The following is an 18,139-nucleotide window of genomic DNA, read 5'->3' as shown; positions in this document are numbered from 1 at the left end:
GGCGCCACCTTCCTCACCTTAAGCTCCGATCATGTCTTCGGTGCTCGCAAGCCTCGCCCAGGTCGCCCGCTCACGGGACCCTTCCATCAATCAGCGCCGCACGCCCCGCGTGCTGGTGGATATGGTCAGCCATATCTCTGCCCGAGGCCGAACCCATGGCGTCCGGGTCATCAACATCTCTGAACTCGGCTTGATGTGCCGCACCGATGCGGAGATCACGATTGGGGAACGGGTCGCCATATGGCTGCCCGTCGTCAAGGACGTTCAGGCCGACGTTCGATGGTCAGAGGATGGCCGGGTCGGGGTGGAGTTTTGCCAGCCCATTGATCCGCAAGTTTATGAGGCCATGCTGTCGCTTATCCCGCCACGGCAGACCGCCTGGTAAGGAGCTGTTCTAAGCCCTGAGCGGCTTCGATCCGTTGACGTGACCGGACTAGCGCCTCCGGCATTTCGGTGCGCAGGAAGTACATCATTGCCTCGCGTACCTCGCAGCGCAGGTCCAAGGCGATACCGGCGTTGCGCGCGCTGAGCAGGCCGCGCGAATTAGCCGCTTCGGAGCAATCCCACCGCGGCATCTCGTTCGAACAGGTAAAGGCAGGTTCTGGCTGCCTGGCCGCGCGCTTCGTTCAGTCCACCGTCCCGGTCAATCAGGAGATGAGCGTCGTCGCGTGCGCTGTCGAGCAGGGCGGACAGATGTTCGGGGGTGGCGACCTTCAACTGCGCTTCGCCCGACTGGCGCGTGCCGAGGATTTCGCCTGCGCCACGGAGGCGGAGGTCCTCTTCGGCGATGCGAAAGCCGTCATTGGTTTCGCGCATGAGCGCTAGCCGAGCACGGCTGGTTTCGCTCAAGGCTCCGCCTCGCAGCAGGATGCAGACGCTGTGGTTCTGGCCGCGCCCTACCCGGCCGCGCAGCTGGTGGAGCTGCGCGAGGCCGAAGCGGTCGGCGCCTTCGATGATGATGAGATTGGAATTGGGGACATCGACGCCGACTTCGATGACGGTGGTGGCGACGAGGATTTTTGTGCGGGCGGTGGAAAAAGCCTCCATCGCGGCGTCCTTTTCCGGGCCTTTCATGCGGCCGTGGACAAGGCCGACGAGATCGCCAAAGCGCATTTTCAGCATTTCGGCGCGGGCTTCGGCGGCGGCCTGATCGCTAGTTTCGCTTTCCTCGACCAAGGGGCAGACCCAATAGGCTTGGCCGCCGGTTTCGATGTGGCGGGCGAGTGCTTCGACCACTTCATCGAGACGGTTCGCGGACATGACCACGGTCTGGATCGGCTGGCGGCCGGGCGGCATTTCGTCCAAACGGGAGACATCCATCTCGCCGTAATAGGTGAGCGTCAGCGTGCGGGGGATCGGGGTGGCAGTCATAACCAACAGGTGCGGCGTGCGCTCGGCCTTGGCGGCAAGCATCATGCGCTGGGCGACGCCGAAGCGGTGCTGCTCATCGATCACCGCAAGGGCGAGGTTTTTGTAACGGACGGCTTCCTGAAAGATGGCGTGGGTGCCAACGAGGATGTCGATGCTGCCATCGGCGAGGCCCATCAGGGTGGATTCGCGCACCCTCCCCTTTTCGCGGCCGGTGAGGATGGCGATGGTGACGGGGAGGCCCGACGCCATCTTGCGCAGCGTTTCATAATGTTGGCGCGCGAGAATTTCCGTCGGGGCAAGGAGTGCGCCTTGAGCGCCTGCCTCCACCGTGTTGAGGAGGGCCATGAGCGCGACGAGGGTTTTGCCCGAGCCGACGTCGCCTTGCAGGAGGCGGAGCATGGGGACGGGCTGCGCCATGTCGCCTTCAATCTCTCCGAAGGCGCGGCGTTGCGCGCCGGTCGGGGCAAAGGGGAGTTCGAGCATGGCGCGAAGACGGCCGTCCCCCTCGATGGGGATGCCCCGGCGCTTGCGGGAGGATTGGCGGACCAGCATGAGCGCGAGTTGGCCTGCGAAAATTTCATCATAGGCGAGGCGCTCGCGGGCCTTGGCATCGCTGGGGTCGGCGTGGATGCGGGTGAGCGCATCGTGCCATGTCGGCCAGCCCTTTTGGGCGAGCAGGCTGGGTTCGATCCATTCGGGGAGATCTGGGGCGCGGCTCAGTGATTGCCCTACGAGGTCGCGCAGGCGGTTATTGGTGAGGCCTTCGGAAAGGCCGTAGACTGGCTCTCGCGCCGGGATGGTGGCGGCTTCCTCCGGCGGCAGGACATAGTCGGGATGGACGATCTGGAGATTTTCGCCATAGGCCTCCAGCTTGCCGGAGATGAATTTGGGTTCGTTCAAGGGCAGCAGCTTGCGGGGCCAGGCGCTGTTGCGGCCGAAATAGACCAGCCCGACCGTATTGCCGTGCCTGTCCTGCGCGATGACGCGGAAAGGCGCGCGGGCGCTGCCGGACGCGCGATAGTCGGTAGGCGTGAGTTCTATGCCGATGACACGGCCTGAGTCGGAGAGGATCAACTCGTCCACCATGCGGCGATCGACAAAGCTGACCGGCAGGTGGAATAGGACATCGACGGCGCGGGCAAGGCCAAGGCGCTCAAGCGGCTTGGCAAGCGCGGGACCGACGCCCTTCAGGGCTTCGATTTCGGTGAAGAGTGGGTTGAGGATATCGGGTCGCATGGCTATCTGACGCCATCTAGCCCAGCCGGGACGATGCGCAAACATCTGATCGGTGTATTCGGCATGCCCGCGCAAGGAACAAATTGTGAACGAAGATCCCCGCATCCGCCGCCTGCAATTCCGTGCCTGGCATCGCGGCATCAAGGAAGCGGACCTAGCGGTGGGTGGATTTTTCGATCGCTACCATGCCGAGTGGGGCGCGGAGGAGATCGACTGGTTCGAGCGGTTTATCGAGGAACAGGATGCCGACATCATGGCTTGGGCTATGGGCGTTCTGCCCCTGCCGGAGCAATGGCACGGGCCGATGTGGGACAAGTTTGTGAAGATGGATTTTGTGGAGATTGGGAGGAAGTGACTTCTTCTCCCCTCCCGCAAGCGGGAGGGGCAGTGAGACTTGCCGGGCCGCAGGTTCGGCTAGTCGCAGCGGGGTGGGCCTGCGCCGCCTCTGCTGGATTGCCCACCCCTAGCCCCTCCCGCTTGCGGGAGGGGGACTGAGATGTAGATGACCGACCTTCTGAAAATCCTCAAAGCCTCCTCCCCCATCACCCTTTCCGGGGTTCCGGCGGGATTCCAGCCATGGTTGCTCGCGGACATCGCTCGGGCAGCGCCTTCGCGCGCCTTGTTCGTCGCGCCGGATGAGCAACTCATGCGAGCGGTGGCAGATACGGCGCATTATTTTGCGCCGGAGATCGAGATTGTCGAAATCCCGGCTTGGGACTGCCTGCCCTATGACCGGGCCAGTCCTTCGCTGCGGACGGCTTCGGCGCGTCTTGCGGGGCTTTATGCGTTGCAGGGGAAGCCCAAGGGGCCGCAGCTTGTCCTGACAACGCTCAATGCGTTGACGCAGCGGACGCTGACGCCTTTCCGCGTGCGGCAGTTGGTGGCGAAGCTCGCGCCCAAGGAGCGGATAGCGATTTCGCTGCTCGCAGAGATGTTGCAGGCCAATGGCTACGTCCGCACCGATACTGTGCATGACCGGGGCGAGTTCGCCATTCGCGGGGGCATAGTCGATCTGTTTCCCGGTGGGGAGGAACAGCCCCTGCGACTTGATTTCTTCGGAGACGAGATCGAGACGGTGCGGCGTTTTGATCCCGCCGATCAGCGGACCAGCGGGAGTGTCGAAGGCTTCACCCTCCTCCCCGCGTCCGAAGCTTTGCTGGATGAAGAGACGATCAAGCGGTTTCGCGGGCGCTATCGCGAGACGTTCGGGGCCACGGCGACCGGCGATCCGCTCTATCAGGCGGTGAGCGACGGGCGGCGCTTGGTAGGGATGGAGCATTGGCTGCCGCTGTTCGAGGAACGGCTGGTGCCGATGACCGAGCATCTGGGCGACGATACCGTGGTCGTGCTGGATCATGGCGTGGCGGGCGCGGCGGAGGCTCGGTTCGAGGCGATCCGGGACTATCACGCCAATCGGGTGCAGGCGAAGTCGTCCGATCCGGGGGCTTATCGGCCGCTGGAGCCCAAGGCGCTGTATCTGGAGCAGCAAGAATGGGACGGCATCGTGCGCGAATGGCCGATGCATGCGACCACGCCGTTTCATGAACCGGAAAGCGCCTCCGTCATCGATTTCGCCGTCGATGGGCCTCGCGATTTCGCGCCGGAGCGGGCGCAGAATGCCAATGTCTATGAGGCTGTCGGCAAGCATATCGCCTCGCTCCAGCGGGCGAAGAAGAAGGTTGTCATCGCCAGCTATTCCGGGGGGGCGCGGGAGCGGCTGTCGGGGCTGCTGGTCGATCATGGGCTGAAACGGGTCGCGGCGGCGGATAGCTGGCAAGAGGCGCTGGGGATCGCGGCGAATGGCAGCACGGTACTGACCGTGCTGCCGCTGGACCATGGCTTTGCCGCGCCCGATGTGGCCGTGCTGACCGAGCAGGACATGCTGGGCGACCGGCTGGTGCGGCGGGCCAAGCGGAAGAAAAGTTCAGACGCCTTTTTGCAGGAACTGGCGACGCTCTCGCCCGGCGATCTGGTGGTGCACATGGACCATGGGATCGGGCGCTATGAGGGGCTGACGCAGATACCGGTGGCCAAGGCCGCGCATGACTGCGTGGCGCTGGAATATGCGGGCGGCGACAAGCTGTATGTGCCGGTGGAGAATCTGGAGGTTCTCTCTCGCTATGGCTCCGACAGCGAGGGCGTGAGCCTCGACAGGCTGGGCGGCGAGGCGTGGCAGCGACGCAAGGCCAAGATGAAGGAGCGCATCCGCGAGATTGCGGGTGAGTTGCTCAAGACGGCGGCGGAGCGGGCGTTGCGGGCGGCGACCGTGGCCGAGCCGGACAGTGCCGGCTATCCGGCCTTTGTCGATCGCTTCCCCTATCAGGAGACCGAGGATCAGGACCGCGCGATCATGGACGTGGTCGAGGATTTGGGCGCCGGGCGGCCGATGGACCGGCTGGTGTGCGGCGATGTGGGCTTCGGCAAGACCGAGGTGGCTTTGCGCGCCGCTTTCGTGGCGGCGATGGCGGGGATGCAGGTGGTGGTAATCTGCCCGACCACCCTGCTCGCCCGGCAGCATCATATGAATTTCGAGGAGCGGTTCCGGGGCTTTCCGGTGAATATCGGGCGGCTCTCGCGGCTGGTGCCGGACAAGGAGGCCAAGGCCGTTAAGGCGGGGCTGGCCGATGGCACCGTCGATATTGTGGTGGGCACTCATGCGTTGCTGGCAAAGGGGCTGGAGTTCAAGCGGCTGGGGCTCGTCATTGTGGACGAGGAACAGCGGTTTGGCGTGACGCACAAGGAGCGGTTGAAGAGCCTGAAGACCGATGTTCATGTATTGACGCTGACCGCGACACCAATTCCGCGCACATTGCAAATGGCGATGTCGGGCTTGCGGGAACTGTCCGTGATCCAGACGCCGCCGGTCGATCGTCTGGCGGTGCGGACGTACATCATGCCCTGGGACGGGGTCGTCATCCGCGAGGCGCTGCTGCGCGAGCATTATCGCGGGGGGCAGAGCTTCTTCGTCGTGCCGCGCATTGCCGACCTGACCGAGGTGGAAGAGTTCCTGCGAACAGAAGTGCCGGAGGTGAAGCCCATCGTTGCCCATGGCCAGATGAGCGCTACCGAAGTTGAGGAGCGCATGTCGGCCTTCTACGACAAGCGTTATGATGTGCTGCTGTCGACGACGATCGTTGAGAGCGGCCTTGATATTCCCTCGGCCAATACGTTGATCATCCATCGCGCGGATCGGTTTGGGCTGGCGCAGCTGTACCAGCTTCGCGGGCGCGTGGGGCGGTCGAAGGCGCGGGCCTATGCCTATTTCACCACGCCTGCGAACAAGGTCATCACCGAAACCGCAGAAAAGCGTCTGAAGGTGCTTTCCGATCTGGACACGCTGGGCGCCGGCTTCCAGCTGGCGAGCCACGACCTCGACATTCGCGGCGCGGGCAATCTGGTGGGCGACGAACAGTCGGGCCATATCAAGGAGGTCGGGTTCGAACTGTACCAGTCGATGCTAGAGGACGCGATCCTTGAGGCCAAGGCAGGCGGCGCCGGGATTGAGAAGCGGGACAGCTTCTCGCCGCAGATCAGCGTCGATGCGCCCATCCTCATACCGGAGGATTATGTGCCCGATCTTGACCTGCGCATGGGGCTGTATCGCCGCCTGAACGAGGTTGAGGATCGGCAGGGGCTGGAGGCTTTTGCCGCGGAACTCATCGACCGGTTCGGCAAGCTGCCGACGCCGACGCAGAACCTGTTCAAGATCATCGAGATCAAGCAGAATTGCGTGACGGCTAATATCTCGAAGATCGACGTAGGACCGAAGGGCGCGCTGGTCAGCTTCTTCGAAGACCGCTTCCCCAAGCCGGAGGGACTGGTTGCCTATATCCAGCGGCTGAATGGCGTGGCGCGGTTGCGGCCGGATAGCAAGGTCGTGGTCAATCGCGCCTGGGCAGACCCGGCGGCGCGGTTGAACGGAGCGCTGCAATTGTCAAAGGGTTTGGCGAAGTCGGCTGCATGAGACAGCCTGTCTCAGCCTCCTTCAGCACCGCTTTGTCGTGCGTCAGCAAAGTAGCAGCAACATCGGCTATCTAAATGCTGCGTCGATGACTGGACAGCAAAGTCCGGCATCGAGCAGGAGATTGACATGATTTCGACCTTCGTAGCGATGGCAGCCGTTGCCGCCACGCACAGCGTGCAGATCGACCATGGCGGAACGCCGGTGCAAGCCAATTATTCGGCTCGCGTAGAGTTCACGACCAAGACGGTCGGTGCGAAAACGCCCAACCGCATGGATATGCAACGGTGCCATTGGACCGCGACGGTCATAGTGGACCGCGCACTCAATCATAGTCCGGCGCTGGCCCGCACGGTTTCCCATGACAAGCGTTTTTCCGGCAGCGAGCATGGGGCATGTACCCCCGGCCGCAAATCGGGTGAACGCAATATGGCAGAGCATGACGCGGCCATCCGTGAACATCTGGTCGCGGTGGCCGAGAAGGATCGCGCGCCTTTGGTGGCCGAGCTGGATGCGGTTCGCAATCTTGCCTCAAACTGACGCACGCTTGACGGTGGCGGCGGCAATGATGCTGGCCGCCACCTCTTCCCCCGCCTTCGCGCAATATGCTGACCGGTTTTCGGCAACCGCCGAGGTGGCAAGCGATGAACGCAGGCGGGGGTTGAGCTGGAGCGATGGCGACCCGGTCGTGCGGGGAACAATCGTCATACAGGCGACGGAGGGATTGAGCTTCGATGCCGCCGCGACATCCTTATGGAACAGCAGCCGTCACCGTGGAGCCGATGCCGTGGTGGACCTTGGCACATCCTATGCCCGGCAAATGGGCGCATGGCGGCTTTCTGCGAGAGGGGTATATCACCTGTTTCCGGGCGCGTCGGGACAGGGATATGGCGAGGTTGGAGCCGGTGCAGGATTCCTGATCGGCCCGGCAAATATCGACGTCAACGCCAGCTATACACCACGACAAAGCTCGATTGGCGGAGATAATCTTTACCTCTCGGCTTCGGCATCGGCGGGTATCCCCAGCACGCCGTTCACCGTCTCGGCGCATGTCGGTCGTTCGAGCGGCCGGACCCGCAATATGGAAGATGCAGCCCGCCTGCGGCCTGATGGCACATATTGGGACCACGGGATCAGCATCGATTATCTGAAGCGGCAATGGTTTGCGGGCGTGCGTTATGCAAATAGCAGCATCGATGGCGAGGCGCGTCACTCAGGAGCAACCCTGATCGGCCGGGCCGGAATCGCCTTTTAGGCTGCCTCAGCCCTTCAGCGCCATCGCGGTCAGTTCAGCGGAGGATATCCCGGCCGACCGCAGAAAGCCCTGATAATAGTCGCAACCTTCGCGCGCCAGCAAATCGAGTTGCTGCTGCGTTTCCACACCCTCGGCAATGACGCTCATGCCGAGGGACTTGGCCATGTGGATGACGCCCCGCACCACGATCCGGTCACGCGCAGTGCCCGCAATGTCCTGGGCCAGGCCGCTGTCGATCTTGAGATAGTCGAGGGGGAGGCTTTTCAGATAGGCAAGGCTGGAATAGCCGGTGCCGAAATCATCGACCGCTACCGCCAGACCCTCCGCGCGAAGAGCGGTGAGGAGCGCGGTGGCCGCAGCGATATTTTCGATGAGGCCGCTTTCGGTGATCTCAACCGTCAGGCGCGAACGGGGAAAGCCGCTTTCGTCAACGAGGTTGAGGAACTGCGACATGAAGCCCGGCTGCGCGATATCGGCGGCGGTCACGTTGATCGACAGACGAAGATGCGAGAGCGTCCGGGGCCAAGCCGCCGCCTGACGCAGCGCTTCGGCCTGGATGTGGGCCGAAAGTGGAAGCATATAATCGGATCGTTCGGCGGTCGCGAAAAGCATGCCCGCGCCGAGGGGGCCATATTGAGGGTGGTTCCAACGGGCGAGCGCCTCCACACCCGTCATGTGTTCGCCCCCTACCGGATATTGCGGCTGGAAGACGATGCCGATTTCTCCCCGGTGAAGCGCAAGGCGCAGGTCGGTCTCAAGTTGGTCGGCATCGACCTGACGGCTGCGCTTTTCGGCCGAGAAGATGCGAATGCCCTCGCCGCCTCCTGCCCGCGCGTCCGCGAGAGCGGTTCCCGCGCGGCGGAGCAGCCTGGTAGCATCATCGTCAGTTCGCGATTGGGCGATGCCGCAGCGGGCCGTCAGGCGGATTAGGTGATCGCCTGCGCTAAAGGGCCGGACGATGACGCCAATTAGTTGGCGCGCCAGGAAGGTTGCGCGGTCGCTCGCGGCTGCCTCGCCCGTGAGGCCGACGAGAAATTCGGTCCCGGCGATGCGGGCCACGATAGCGCCGGGCGCGGCGTCTGCCGCCATCCGCTCGATCCTCCTCGCAATCCGGCCGAGCAGGGCGTCGCCGACCACCTGACCATAGGCGGCGTTCATGCGGTCGAACTGGCTGATTGAGAGCAGGAGGATGGTGGTGGCAAGACCGGAGCGCTTTTCCAGCCACTCAAGCGCCGCCTGCCGCGAACGAAGGCCGGTCAGGTCATCCCGGCCGGTCGCATCGTCCCCATGCATATCAGACAACCACTCGACATCGGCAGCCACGACGCCGTCGATCAAGCGGAGATGATGAACGAGCCGGTCGCCCGGTCGCCCCGGCGCGGCATGGGCAAAGGATTCTGGCCGACCCGATCGCATCATGCCGCGCAGGCCCGCAATAACCGACCGCCGTTCCGCGCGCGGCAGGCAGCGAGCAAACTGCGCAGGGCTGATCGTCTGGCGATCCAGGTTGAGGTGCCGGGCAAGATTGTCGCTGAGACGCAGGGATCGCCCTCCCCGCTCCAATTCCCAGAATAGCGCGTCGCCACGGCGAATACGTTGGGCGCGCTGGCTAGGCACAGTGCCGCCGCCGAGACGGTCCACGAGACGCTGGGCCGAAGCGAGCGTCGCCCGCAACTGATCGGTTGAAAATGGAGCGGCGAGAAAATGGGTCGCTCCCGCTTCCAGCAGCGCCGTGACAGATCCCAGCGCCTGCGCGTCGATCAGGGCGATGAGCGCTCCACCGCCCGCCTCTAAGGCCGGGGAAAAGGCATCGATGAGGCCGCTGGCTCCGTCCGCCGCATCGCGCATGTCGACAAGGGCGATCTGCGCGTCGCTATGCAGGAACCGTTGCGGCGCATCCTTCGTGCGCCGGGCCGCGATGGCACGCCAGCCAGCCAGACCAGCCGCACGCGACAAGCCATCCCTGTCACCGGGCGACAGAATGAAAAGGCTGCGCTGTCCATGCAGTGCGGATTCACCGCTCACATCAAAACTCCCGGGGTACAGCGCATGGCGGGCATATAGCAGACAGGCGTTAGCGACCCGTTCACGCTCCTGCAACCGGCAGTGCTTGCACCGGACTTTGCCATGGCCTAGCTAGTCGAGCATGAACAAGCCCGATCTTCGGCGCACGGCCATGACCGATGCGTTGGGCCGCCGGATCAGCTATTTGCGGATTTCGGTCACGGATCGGTGCGACCTGCGCTGCCGCTATTGCATGGCGGAGCGCATGACCTTCCTGCCCAAGGATCAGGTGCTGACGCTGGAGGAGATCGCGCTGCTTGCCGACCTCTTCATCGCTCGTGGCGTTCGCAAGATCCGGCTGACTGGTGGCGAACCGCTGGTCAGGCGGGACATTGTCGACCTGGTGCGGCGCGTTGGACGCCATTTGGGCGACGGGCTGGACGAACTGACGTTGACCAGCAACGGCACGCGGCTGGCCCAGCATGCGGAGGCGCTTTTCGACGCGGGCGTGCGGCGGATCAATGTCAGCCTCGACAGCCGCGATCCCCAGCGGTTCGCCGATGTCACGCGCAATGGGGACATCCGGCCGGTTCTTGAGGGGCTGGCGGCGGCGAAGGCGGCGGGTCTCGCGGTCAAGATCAACATGGTGGCGCTGAAGGACATCAATGATGATGAAATCCTGCCGATGCTCCACTGGTGCAACCAGCAGGGATTCGACCTGACTTTGATCGAGACGATGCCGCTGGGCGAGACTGGCGAGGATCGCACTGATCATTATCTGCCGCTGACGGAAGTAGTGGAACAACTGCGGCAGCAGCGTGAATTGCGGCCCATCGAGCATCGCACGGGCGGGCCTTCGCGCTATCATGCGGTTGACGGAATGCGTGTGAAATTGGGGCTTATCACGCCCCTGACCAACAATTTCTGTGCAGATTGCAACCGTATGCGCATGACCTGCGAAGGGAAGATATTCATGTGCCTGGGACATGAGGATCATGTCGACCTCAAGACCGCCTTCCGTGAAGGTGGCATCGGGGCGGTCGAACCACTGATCGATCGTGCGCTGCGTTTGAAGCCAGCCAAGCATGATTTTCGCATCGGCGGCGATGCGCCGACCGCAGCGGTTAGCCGCCACATGAGTGTAACGGGCGGATGACCGAGGAACCGCGGCGCGCCCTACTCGCGTCCCCCACCCAAGCTGCGAAGGCCGCCGAGGAACGGCTTCGCGCCGCCTATGACTTCGTCCCTTTCGAGCAGGCGAACATGATCATCGCGCTGGGTGGCGACGGATTCATGCTGCAAACGCTGCATTCCATGCTGGAGAGCCGCCGGATCATGCCTGTGTTCGGAATGAACCTTGGCACCGTCGGCTTCCTGATGAACGAGTGGCGGCTGGAACGGCTGGAGCAGCGGATCGAGGCAGCCAAGCTTTTCAAGGTCAATCCGCTGCGCATGACGGTCGATACCGTCGATGGCGAACGCTTTTCGATTCCCGCCATCAACGAAGTGTCGCTGCTGCGCGAGACGCGCCAGACAGCGAAGCTGGAAGTCCATGTGAACGGCCGAACGGCGCTTACTGAACTGGTATGCGACGGCGTGCTGGTCGCAACGCCTGCTGGCTCTACGGCCTATAATCTGTCCGCGCATGGTCCTATCCTGCCGCTGGGTTCGGGCCTGGTCGCGTTGACGCCGATCAGCCCCTTTCGTCCCCGCCGCTGGCGTGGGGCGATCCTGCCTGAAAGCACGGCGATCCGTTTCACCGTGCTTGATCCGGTGAAGCGCCCCGTTAGCGCGGTCGCGGATCAGCGCGAAGTCCGTGACGTCGCCGAGGTCGAGGTGCAGATCGATCGAGGGACGCCTCTCACCCTCCTTTTCGACCCCGAACATACGTTGGATGACCGGATCGCAGCGGAACAATTCATCGCCTGAAAAAATTCGCAATTCTGTCCTTGCCATCCGAAGAATCTCGCTGCTATAGGCGCGGCCTGCCCAGCGAGAGCCGGGCTGCTCCCCGATAGCTCAGCGGTAGAGCATTCGACTGTTAATCGAATGGCCGTAGGTTCGAATCCTACTCGGGGAGCCACTTTCGCCCAATTGGGCGGCTCCAGAAATTTGCGGAAAGTAGCGGAATTCGTCCGAGCGGGCGGACAAGGCGCGCGCATATTCGCTTGCCGGAATATCGCTGCGTCGCTTCGTATGTTGAGACTGTGGAGATGAATTGCTCGCCGCCGAAGCGACGCCCTTCAGCGTCTCGAAAGAGCGTAAACACGACAAACCCCATCCCTATGAGGGGATGAGGTCATCGATCTGAAAGACGTTAAGTCAGCGCGAAGCGAACTGGCGCGGCTTGGATGCCAGCGCCCACCGCTGCGGCGCCGCGCCGGGGGCTTTTTCCCGAACGAAGCATTGGCCACGGCGAGCGCGGATTGCGTGGCATAGCGCCGTCGCTTCCCCGCGATCGTCAAAGCCGCTGACCGCAAGACGGGCATAGCTGACGCCGTTCACGGTAATCTGGCTGGTGAGGACCGGCAACGCGGCTATCGCGCTGTTCCGGCGGGCGATGTCGTACCATTTCTCCTTGGCGATCGCAGCGTTTGAATAGGCGCCAAGTTGAACGACCCACGAGCTGTTCCCATTGCCATCGAAACGAAGCGCCGGGCGAGCCGCAAGCGGAGCGCGAACGGCTGCCTGCTGGCGGAGTCCTGCGGCCTTTGCCGGAGCATGAGATACTTTCATGGGCACCGCCGGAGCGACATAAGGCGTGAAGGCGACCGCCTGCTGAACCGGTTCCTGCTGCGTCGCTTCGGGGGCAACCTCCTCGGCGACGGAAGCGGTCGGCGTTTCGGCCGCACTGGCCTCTGCCATCTGAACAGGCGCGGCTTCGGTCGCGAGGGCGAGCGCGACGGGCTGGCCCGCGTCGCTGCCATCAACGGCTATGCCCATCAGACCGGCAATGCGCTGCTGCGCGAAATCGGGAGCAGCGGTCTGCGCCCACTGAGCGATGCGCTGATTGGCGGCGAGCGGTTCGAGGTCGAGGCCCGCCATCACGCGCGCATCCTTCCACCGTCCCGCCAGCGCATAGGCATAGGCGAGATTTTGGCGCGTGCGCGCGGTGGCTGAGGGATCGTGAATGGCTTCGGACAGGATGCGAACACCCTCTGCCGCGTCGCCAGCCATTGCCATGGCGAGTCCATAGTCGCTCGCGGGAACGACGTCTGAATTGGTTGCGAGCAGCTCGCGCGCAGCATCATTCTTCCCAAGCGCTACCTTCACCAGGGCGAGGCTGACGATCGTGCGGGAATCGCGATTGCCAAGGGTCATGGCGTCGGTGAGCGCGGTTTCGGCGGAAATGAGACGGCCACTCGCGATATAGGCGCGGCCCAGCAACTGCCGATAATTTGCGTCTTGTGGAGCAGCTTTGACCGCCGCCTCTGCCGCCGCGACTGCGCGAACGCCATCCCGGCTGATCAACGCCTTGTCGATGGCTGCCGTCGCACGGCTGGGATCCTCCTTGGCCGCTGCGATCGCGGACGGACGGAATGCCGCGCCGGTGCAGCCGACCATCGTGGTTCCAACGATCAGCGACGAAAGTGCCACCTTGGAAAGAGCGCTGCGCTTCATGGCTTGATCCTTCTTACTCTGCTTCGTCGCGCGGCAGTTGCTGCGCGAGCCGGTCGATTTCCGGCAGGCTGGCGAGGAAAATATCGAGTGCTTCGGTCACCATCTGTTGGGCAGAACGGCCCGCGACGGCGCTCGCAAGGCGCAGCTTCAGATGCCGATCCGCGTCCAGCCGCAGCGTGAAGGCGGCCTTGCGGCCTTTGGTTCCGGTGCGGATGGCGGGAGCGATCGTCTTGACCGCTTCTTCCATGCGCTCGGCCAATTCCTCTCGCTCGACAACGACGGAAGGGATGGGCGCGGCTACCGGCGGCAGCGTCATCGGGGTAAGTCCGACAACGGCGCGAGGTTCGGCGGGGACCGGCTCAGGCTCGGTTACGTCGAAACCCATGTCGTTCCAGCCCAAATCATCCTGCAGCAGCGCTGCCGTTGCCTGATGGCCAAAGCCCATTATGGGGCGGCGCATGGCGGGCTGAGCAGCACCCTTGCGGGCGAGAAGTCCGGAGGTCAGCGAAGCGAGTGGCTTGGGTTCGGCCATGATGTCTTCCCTCCCTTTACTGACCTACGACGCGGCGGCCGAAGCCACCCGTCGCTGGACGAACCGCACCGCTGGTGCCCGCCGTGCCGTTGGGCACCGAGAAGACCGTGCGACGGAAATTCTTTTCCAGGCGGTCGGAGACATAGGTCCACAATTGCGTGACCTCGCCCGCCGAACGGCCGTTGGGATCAACCTCCATCACCGTGCGGCCGTCGATCATCGATGCGGCGAAATCAGTGCGGTGATGCAGCGTCACGGGCGCAACAGTGCCATGCTGGGAAAGCGCCACAGCAGCTTCCGATGTGATCCGCGCCTTCGGCGTAGCGGCGTTGACCACGAAGATCAGCGGCTTGCCTGCCCGTTCGCACAGGTCCACCGTCGCACCAACAGCGCGCAGGTCATGAGGGCTGGGACGGGTCGGCACCACGATCAGTTCGGCCACGGAAATGACGCTTTGAATGGCCATGGTGATCGCCGGGGGCGTATCTATCACCGCAAGTTTGAAGCCCTGCTGACGCAGAATTTCAAGATCGGCCGCGAGACGAGCGACCGTCGTCTGGGCGAAGGCGGGAAATTCGGCCTCACGTTCATTCCACCAGTCGGCAAGGGACCCCTGGGGATCGATGTCGATCAGGACGACCGGGCCAGCGCCTGCCCTTTGCGCCTGAACGGCCAAGTGACCAGACAAGGTGGTCTTCCCCGATCCGCCTTTTTGCGATGCCAATGCGAGTATGCGCACGCGCGTTTCCCCCAGAAAATCCAATTGCCTATTGGACTGCCACGGCGGCACCTAAAAATTGGTTAACTTCGGCGCATCCTTCAAAAGGAAGCATGGTATGAAGAATGCGCCTTCTAATGCTAAGCGAGCGTTAACCTTGTTCGCTCATAGGCTGGGGCTACGCTGTTCTTTCAGGAGCACATGCACATGAAGTACATCTGGGGCATCTTGGCCGCCGCAACGATGCTGAGTCTGGCGCCGCCTGCCCTTGCCGATGTAAAAGCCGGGGTCGATGCCTGGCAGCAAGGTGATTATGAAAAAGCCGTCAGTGTCTGGCAGCCGCTTGCGCAGGCAGGCGATCCCGATGCCCAATTCAACATGGGCCAGGCGAACAAGCTTGGACGCGGTGTCAAAGCCGACATGGCCGTCGCGCTCGATTGGTATCGGAAGGCCGCCGCGCAGGGGCACGTTCGGGCCGAGGACAATCTCGGCCTGCTGATGTTTCAGCAAGGGGAGCGTGCGAGCGCCCTTCCCTATCTGCAGCGATCCGCGGCGCGGGGCGAACCGCGCGCCCAATATATCGTCGGCACGGCCCTTTTTAACGGAGATCTGACGACCAAGAACTGGCCCCGCGCCTATGCCCTGATGAGCCGGGCGGCGGCGGCGGGCCTGGCGCAGGCAACGGCCAGCCTGAAGCAGATGGATAAATATATCCCTGATGATCAACGTCAGCAGGGGCTCGCGCTGGCGCGGGAGATGGGCCAGAACGAGGTAGCAGCGCTGGCGGAAGCCAATGGCCGCCTGTCCGCCATGCCCATTCTGCGCGAAGAAGCGCCGTCGATGGCGAGCGCCAATCTGCGACCTGCGCGCGCTCCGGAAAAGCCTGCGCCCGTCAAGCCATTGCCGAAGCCGAAATCTGATGCGCCCAAGGCCGCCGTGGCCGCCGCCCAGACGCCGAAGCCAGTCGTTGAAAAGGCTAAGGCCAGCAAGACGCCGGAGCCCAAGGTGGCAGCCAGCGGCCCCTGGCGCGTACAGCTGGGAGCGTTTAGCGAAGAAGCCCGCGCGCGCGCGCTTTGGACCAGTCTGCGCGGCAAAGTGGCTGGCCTGTCGGCCTATCAGCTTTTTCTGGTGAAAGGCGGAGCAATGACCAGGTTGCAGGCTGGGCCGTTGGCAAACAACGCGGAAGCGTCTCGGCTATGCAGTGCCATCAAGGCTGCCGGTGCCGATTGCATGCCCCGGAAAATGTGACGAGACATAATACTGGCTCTTGGAAGTCGGGGATCGGCGCGCGATAAAGGCCATATTCGATATGGAGCGCGCCATGGCCGTCGATAGCGATCAGGGAAATGTAGAAGCGTTGGTCAGGGCCACGCTGGGCGATAGTGCTGCGGAGCAAGTGCTTGCGGCGCTTACGATCTCACCGACTTTGCTGGCGGAAACCGGCCCTGATGTCTCTCGGGCAGCGCTTGCCATGGCCTTGAACGTCATTCTGTTTCACGGCCTGCTGCAACGGGTTCCGAGCGGCGCTGCTTATGTGGCGGACAGGTTGGCCAGCGGTGGCAAAGTGGTGTTCGATCATGGAGCACTAAGAACGATCCGCCTGCCCCAAGGCCCCACGGGAGCTTTGCCCGCCGGGGAAGACGCTTTCACGCGTATCCTAAAGCCATTGGGCTATACGCTGGCTGGGGTTTATCCTCTGGACCGGCTGAAAATGACCGGCCGCGCCTATGCGCATGCCGACGCTCCCCAAGACATTCCTCAATTCTTCGTTTCGGAACTGCATGTGGATCGTTTTGATGCCGAGTTTGCTCCAGTCGCGACGCGCGTTTTTGGCACGTCGCTCGATCCGATCGATCCGGAAACGCGGGCAGTATTGCGCGCCTATGAATCTGGACAGCTTGTCCCATTCGAGCATGCGCGGACGACCTTGACGGTCCTGGTGCCTGCCTTCGATCGGCAGCATGATCCTGCCACGTTGGAAGATTATGAGCTGTTGCTATCGCGGTCGCCTGAAGCCGCGTGGATCGCGACGGAGGGTAACGCGTTCAATCATGCCACCGACCGGGTGGCGGACGTCGCGGCCTTGGCCGAATGGCTGAAAGCTGAAGGATGGCCGATCAAGGATGAGGTTGAAATTTCCCGCAATGGCCGCGTGAAGCAGACCGCCCTTCGCGCGGACCCGGTCGAACGGCTATTTGCCGGAAACAAGGTGCGGCAAGTACCCGGTTCTTTCTACGAATTCATCAGCCGGGATGTCGATCCCGCAAGCGGGTTGCTGGACCTGTCATTCGACGCGGGGAATGCCACCGGAATTTTCGCGATGACGAGCGCCAATGGCTGAGTTCCTTTAACGGCTTGATCATGGGAGCGGCATAAGGCAACGGCTTTCCCGATCATTCGCGGAGGCTCCCTTTGAAAAATCCGGTTGTCCCATCATGGGTGCTGACGCTTGTCTGCTCCGACCGTGTGGGAATCGTTGCAGCGGTTAGCCAGTTCCTGGCGGAACGCGGATGCTTCATCACGGACAGCCAGCAATATGCCGACAGGGAAGCGGGGCGCTTCTTCATGCGGGTGGCTTTTGAGGCAACCGATGACCGGATCGCGGATACCGAGCAGCTGCAAGGCGAGTTCGATGCCGTAGGCGCGCGCTTCGGCATGGACTGGCGTATCACCGCTGCGCAGGAAAGGCCGCGGATGCTGCTCGCCGTTTCCAAGGGCTCGCACTGTCTGGCCGACCTCCTGCACCGTTGGCAGACAGGGACGTTGGCCATCGACATCATGGGGGTGGTGTCGAACCATCCGGACATGCGCCGGATTACCGAATGGCATGGCATCCCCTATCATGAGCTTCCGCCGAACGGAGATAAGGCAACGCAGGAAGCCGCTTTGCTGGACGTTTTCAGCCGATCACGATCGGATTATCTGATCCTCGCACGCTACATGCAGGTATTGTCCGAAAAGCTTGTGGAACAGATCGAAGGACGTTGCGTCAATATCCACCACAGCTTCCTGCCGGGATTCAAGGGTGCGCGGCCCTACCACCGGGCGCATGAGCGCGGCGTCAAACTGATCGGCGCGACGGCGCATTTCGTGACCGCCGACCTCGATGAAGGGCCGATCATCGAACAAGCCGTGGAGCGCGTCGACCATCGTGCCACGGCCGAAGACATGATCCGCATCGGCCGCGACATCGAGGCGCAGGTTCTGGCGCGGGCGGTCGGCTGGATCGCTGACCGCCGGGTGCTCCTGAATGGTCGAAAGACCGTCGTTTTCCGCTGATCAGATGCCGAGTTTGGCCCAAAAGTCTTCGGGCGCAATCACGGCATCAGCCGTAGCTCTGGGCTTCCGCGACCAGGATGAGTGTGGAATGTAGATGTTGCGCCCTGTGTCGCGAGGGCGTTTGCGGCGTGCAAGAATGGGTCGAGGGCTCATCGTCTTCTC

At 63.0% G+C, this 18,139-nt stretch carries 15 protein-coding genes, 1 tRNA gene and 1 pseudogene; 11 read left to right on the top strand and 6 right to left on the bottom strand.

Translation table 11 applies throughout. From position 1 onward, the window contains the following. The first annotated feature begins 31 nt into the window (after positions 1–31). Entirely contained in the window at positions 32–385 is a 354-nt protein-coding gene (locus ACWNC0_RS13150) for a PilZ domain-containing protein (protein ID WP_449472133.1), read from the top strand. Here ACWNC0_RS13150 and ACWNC0_RS13145 read toward each other — a convergent pair. Next, a pseudogene (locus tag ACWNC0_RS13145) lies at positions 357–557 on the bottom strand (mechanosensitive ion channel family protein); the annotation flags it as partial. The gene ACWNC0_RS13150 and the pseudogene ACWNC0_RS13145 sit on opposite strands and share 29 nt — an antisense overlap. Further along, on the bottom strand, positions 544–2,607 hold the full coding sequence (gene recG, locus ACWNC0_RS13140; protein ID WP_449472132.1) for an ATP-dependent DNA helicase RecG: 2,064 nt from the start codon (positions 2,605–2,607) through the stop codon (positions 544–546). The gene recG and the pseudogene ACWNC0_RS13145, both read right to left, overlap by 14 nt. Before the next feature lie 85 nt (positions 2,608–2,692). On the opposite strand from recG, the gene ACWNC0_RS13135 reads away from it, so the two are divergent. From ACWNC0_RS13135 to ACWNC0_RS13120, 4 genes are all read left to right on the top strand, one after another. Continuing rightward, complete coding sequence (locus tag ACWNC0_RS13135; RefSeq protein ID WP_449472130.1) at positions 2,693–2,962, top strand: FAD assembly factor SdhE; 270 nt, start codon at positions 2,693–2,695, stop codon at positions 2,960–2,962. Positions 2,963–3,109: 147 nt separating this feature from the next. Next, positions 3,110–6,571, top strand: coding sequence for a transcription-repair coupling factor (gene mfd / locus ACWNC0_RS13130; protein ID WP_449472128.1), 3,462 nt, complete (start codon positions 3,110–3,112; stop codon positions 6,569–6,571). A 126-nt stretch (positions 6,572–6,697) separates the two neighbouring features. Further along, on the top strand, positions 6,698–7,108 hold the full coding sequence (locus ACWNC0_RS13125; RefSeq protein ID WP_449472127.1) for a hypothetical protein: 411 nt from the start codon (positions 6,698–6,700) through the stop codon (positions 7,106–7,108). Further along, positions 7,080–7,823, top strand: a complete 744-nt coding sequence (locus tag ACWNC0_RS13120; protein WP_449472125.1) for a TorF family putative porin — start codon at positions 7,080–7,082, stop codon at positions 7,821–7,823. The genes ACWNC0_RS13125 and ACWNC0_RS13120 overlap by 29 nt, the downstream gene beginning before the upstream one ends. 6 nt (positions 7,824–7,829) lie before the next feature. Here ACWNC0_RS13120 and ACWNC0_RS13115 read toward each other — a convergent pair whose 3' ends face one another. After that, the gene (locus tag ACWNC0_RS13115) at positions 7,830–9,848 is read right to left on the bottom strand and encodes a putative bifunctional diguanylate cyclase/phosphodiesterase (RefSeq protein ID WP_449472123.1); all 2,019 of its coding nucleotides are present in this window, start codon (positions 9,846–9,848) and stop codon (positions 7,830–7,832) included. Positions 9,849–9,999: 151 nt separating this feature from the next. On the opposite strand from ACWNC0_RS13115, the gene moaA reads away from it, so the two are divergent. The 3 genes from moaA to ACWNC0_RS13100 all read left to right on the top strand — a co-directional run bounded on the left by moaA (position 10,000) and on the right by ACWNC0_RS13100 (position 11,910). Then, positions 10,000–10,983: a GTP 3',8-cyclase MoaA gene (moaA, locus tag ACWNC0_RS13110; RefSeq protein WP_449472122.1), complete on the top strand. Its 984-nt coding sequence runs from the start codon at positions 10,000–10,002 to the stop codon at positions 10,981–10,983. Further along, on the top strand, positions 10,980–11,756 hold the full coding sequence (locus tag ACWNC0_RS13105; RefSeq protein ID WP_449472121.1) for an NAD kinase: 777 nt from the start codon (positions 10,980–10,982) through the stop codon (positions 11,754–11,756). The genes moaA and ACWNC0_RS13105 overlap by 4 nt, the downstream gene beginning before the upstream one ends. A 79-nt stretch (positions 11,757–11,835) precedes the next feature. After that, positions 11,836–11,910, top strand: a tRNA-Asn gene (locus ACWNC0_RS13100). A gap of 239 nt (positions 11,911–12,149) precedes the next feature. Here ACWNC0_RS13100 and ACWNC0_RS13095 read toward each other — a convergent pair. The 3 genes from ACWNC0_RS13095 to ACWNC0_RS13085 are packed head-to-tail and all read right to left on the bottom strand — an operon-like array spanning position 12,150 to position 14,719. Next, positions 12,150–13,448 carry an SPOR domain-containing protein gene (locus tag ACWNC0_RS13095; protein WP_449472120.1) on the bottom strand — a complete coding sequence of 433 codons (1,299 nt, stop codon included), beginning with the start codon at positions 13,446–13,448 and terminating at the stop codon, positions 12,150–12,152. A 13-nt stretch (positions 13,449–13,461) separates the two neighbouring features. Beyond that, the gene (locus ACWNC0_RS13090) at positions 13,462–13,980 is read right to left on the bottom strand and encodes a hypothetical protein (protein WP_196226278.1); all 519 of its coding nucleotides are present in this window, start codon (positions 13,978–13,980) and stop codon (positions 13,462–13,464) included. Between the two features lie 16 nt (positions 13,981–13,996). Continuing rightward, the gene (locus ACWNC0_RS13085) at positions 13,997–14,719 is read right to left on the bottom strand and encodes an AAA family ATPase (protein WP_449472118.1); all 723 of its coding nucleotides are present in this window, start codon (positions 14,717–14,719) and stop codon (positions 13,997–13,999) included. A gap of 180 nt (positions 14,720–14,899) precedes the next feature. Here ACWNC0_RS13085 and ACWNC0_RS13080 point away from each other — a divergent pair, with 180 nt between their 5' ends. From ACWNC0_RS13080 to purU, 3 genes are all read left to right on the top strand, one after another. Then, positions 14,900–15,946, top strand: a complete 1,047-nt coding sequence (locus tag ACWNC0_RS13080) for an SPOR domain-containing protein (RefSeq protein ID WP_449472117.1) — start codon at positions 14,900–14,902, stop codon at positions 15,944–15,946. A gap of 73 nt (positions 15,947–16,019) precedes the next feature. Beyond that, positions 16,020–17,039, top strand: a complete 1,020-nt coding sequence (locus ACWNC0_RS13075) for a 2-oxoadipate dioxygenase/decarboxylase family protein (RefSeq protein ID WP_449472115.1) — start codon at positions 16,020–16,022, stop codon at positions 17,037–17,039. A 98-nt stretch (positions 17,040–17,137) separates the two neighbouring features. Next, the gene (purU, locus tag ACWNC0_RS13070) at positions 17,138–17,977 is read left to right on the top strand and encodes a formyltetrahydrofolate deformylase (protein WP_449474614.1); all 840 of its coding nucleotides are present in this window, start codon (positions 17,138–17,140) and stop codon (positions 17,975–17,977) included. Positions 17,978–18,139 lie beyond the last annotated feature (162 nt).

This window comes from Sphingobium chungangianum, assembly GCF_977014255.1.
This window is presented reverse-complemented; position numbering and strand designations above follow the sequence as displayed.

Coding starts and splice junctions, on each gene's coding strand:
- ACWNC0_RS13150 (WP_449472133.1), top strand. CDS start 32: ATGTCTTCGGTGCTCGCAAGCCTCGCCCAGGTCGCCCGCTCACGGGAC.
- recG (WP_449472132.1), bottom strand. CDS start 2,607: ATGCGACCCGATATCCTCAACCCACTCTTCACCGAAATCGAAGCCCTG.
- mfd (WP_449472128.1), top strand. CDS start 3,110: ATGACCGACCTTCTGAAAATCCTCAAAGCCTCCTCCCCCATCACCCTT.
- ACWNC0_RS13125 (WP_449472127.1), top strand. CDS start 6,698: ATGATTTCGACCTTCGTAGCGATGGCAGCCGTTGCCGCCACGCACAGC.
- ACWNC0_RS13120 (WP_449472125.1), top strand. CDS start 7,080: ATGCGGTTCGCAATCTTGCCTCAAACTGACGCACGCTTGACGGTGGCG.
- moaA (WP_449472122.1), top strand. CDS start 10,000: ATGACCGATGCGTTGGGCCGCCGGATCAGCTATTTGCGGATTTCGGTC.
- ACWNC0_RS13105 (WP_449472121.1), top strand. CDS start 10,980: ATGACCGAGGAACCGCGGCGCGCCCTACTCGCGTCCCCCACCCAAGCT.
- ACWNC0_RS13095 (WP_449472120.1), bottom strand. CDS start 13,448: ATGAAGCGCAGCGCTCTTTCCAAGGTGGCACTTTCGTCGCTGATCGTT.
- ACWNC0_RS13090 (WP_196226278.1), bottom strand. CDS start 13,980: ATGGCCGAACCCAAGCCACTCGCTTCGCTGACCTCCGGACTTCTCGCC.
- ACWNC0_RS13080 (WP_449472117.1), top strand. CDS start 14,900: ATGCACATGAAGTACATCTGGGGCATCTTGGCCGCCGCAACGATGCTG.
- ACWNC0_RS13075 (WP_449472115.1), top strand. CDS start 16,020: ATGGCCGTCGATAGCGATCAGGGAAATGTAGAAGCGTTGGTCAGGGCC.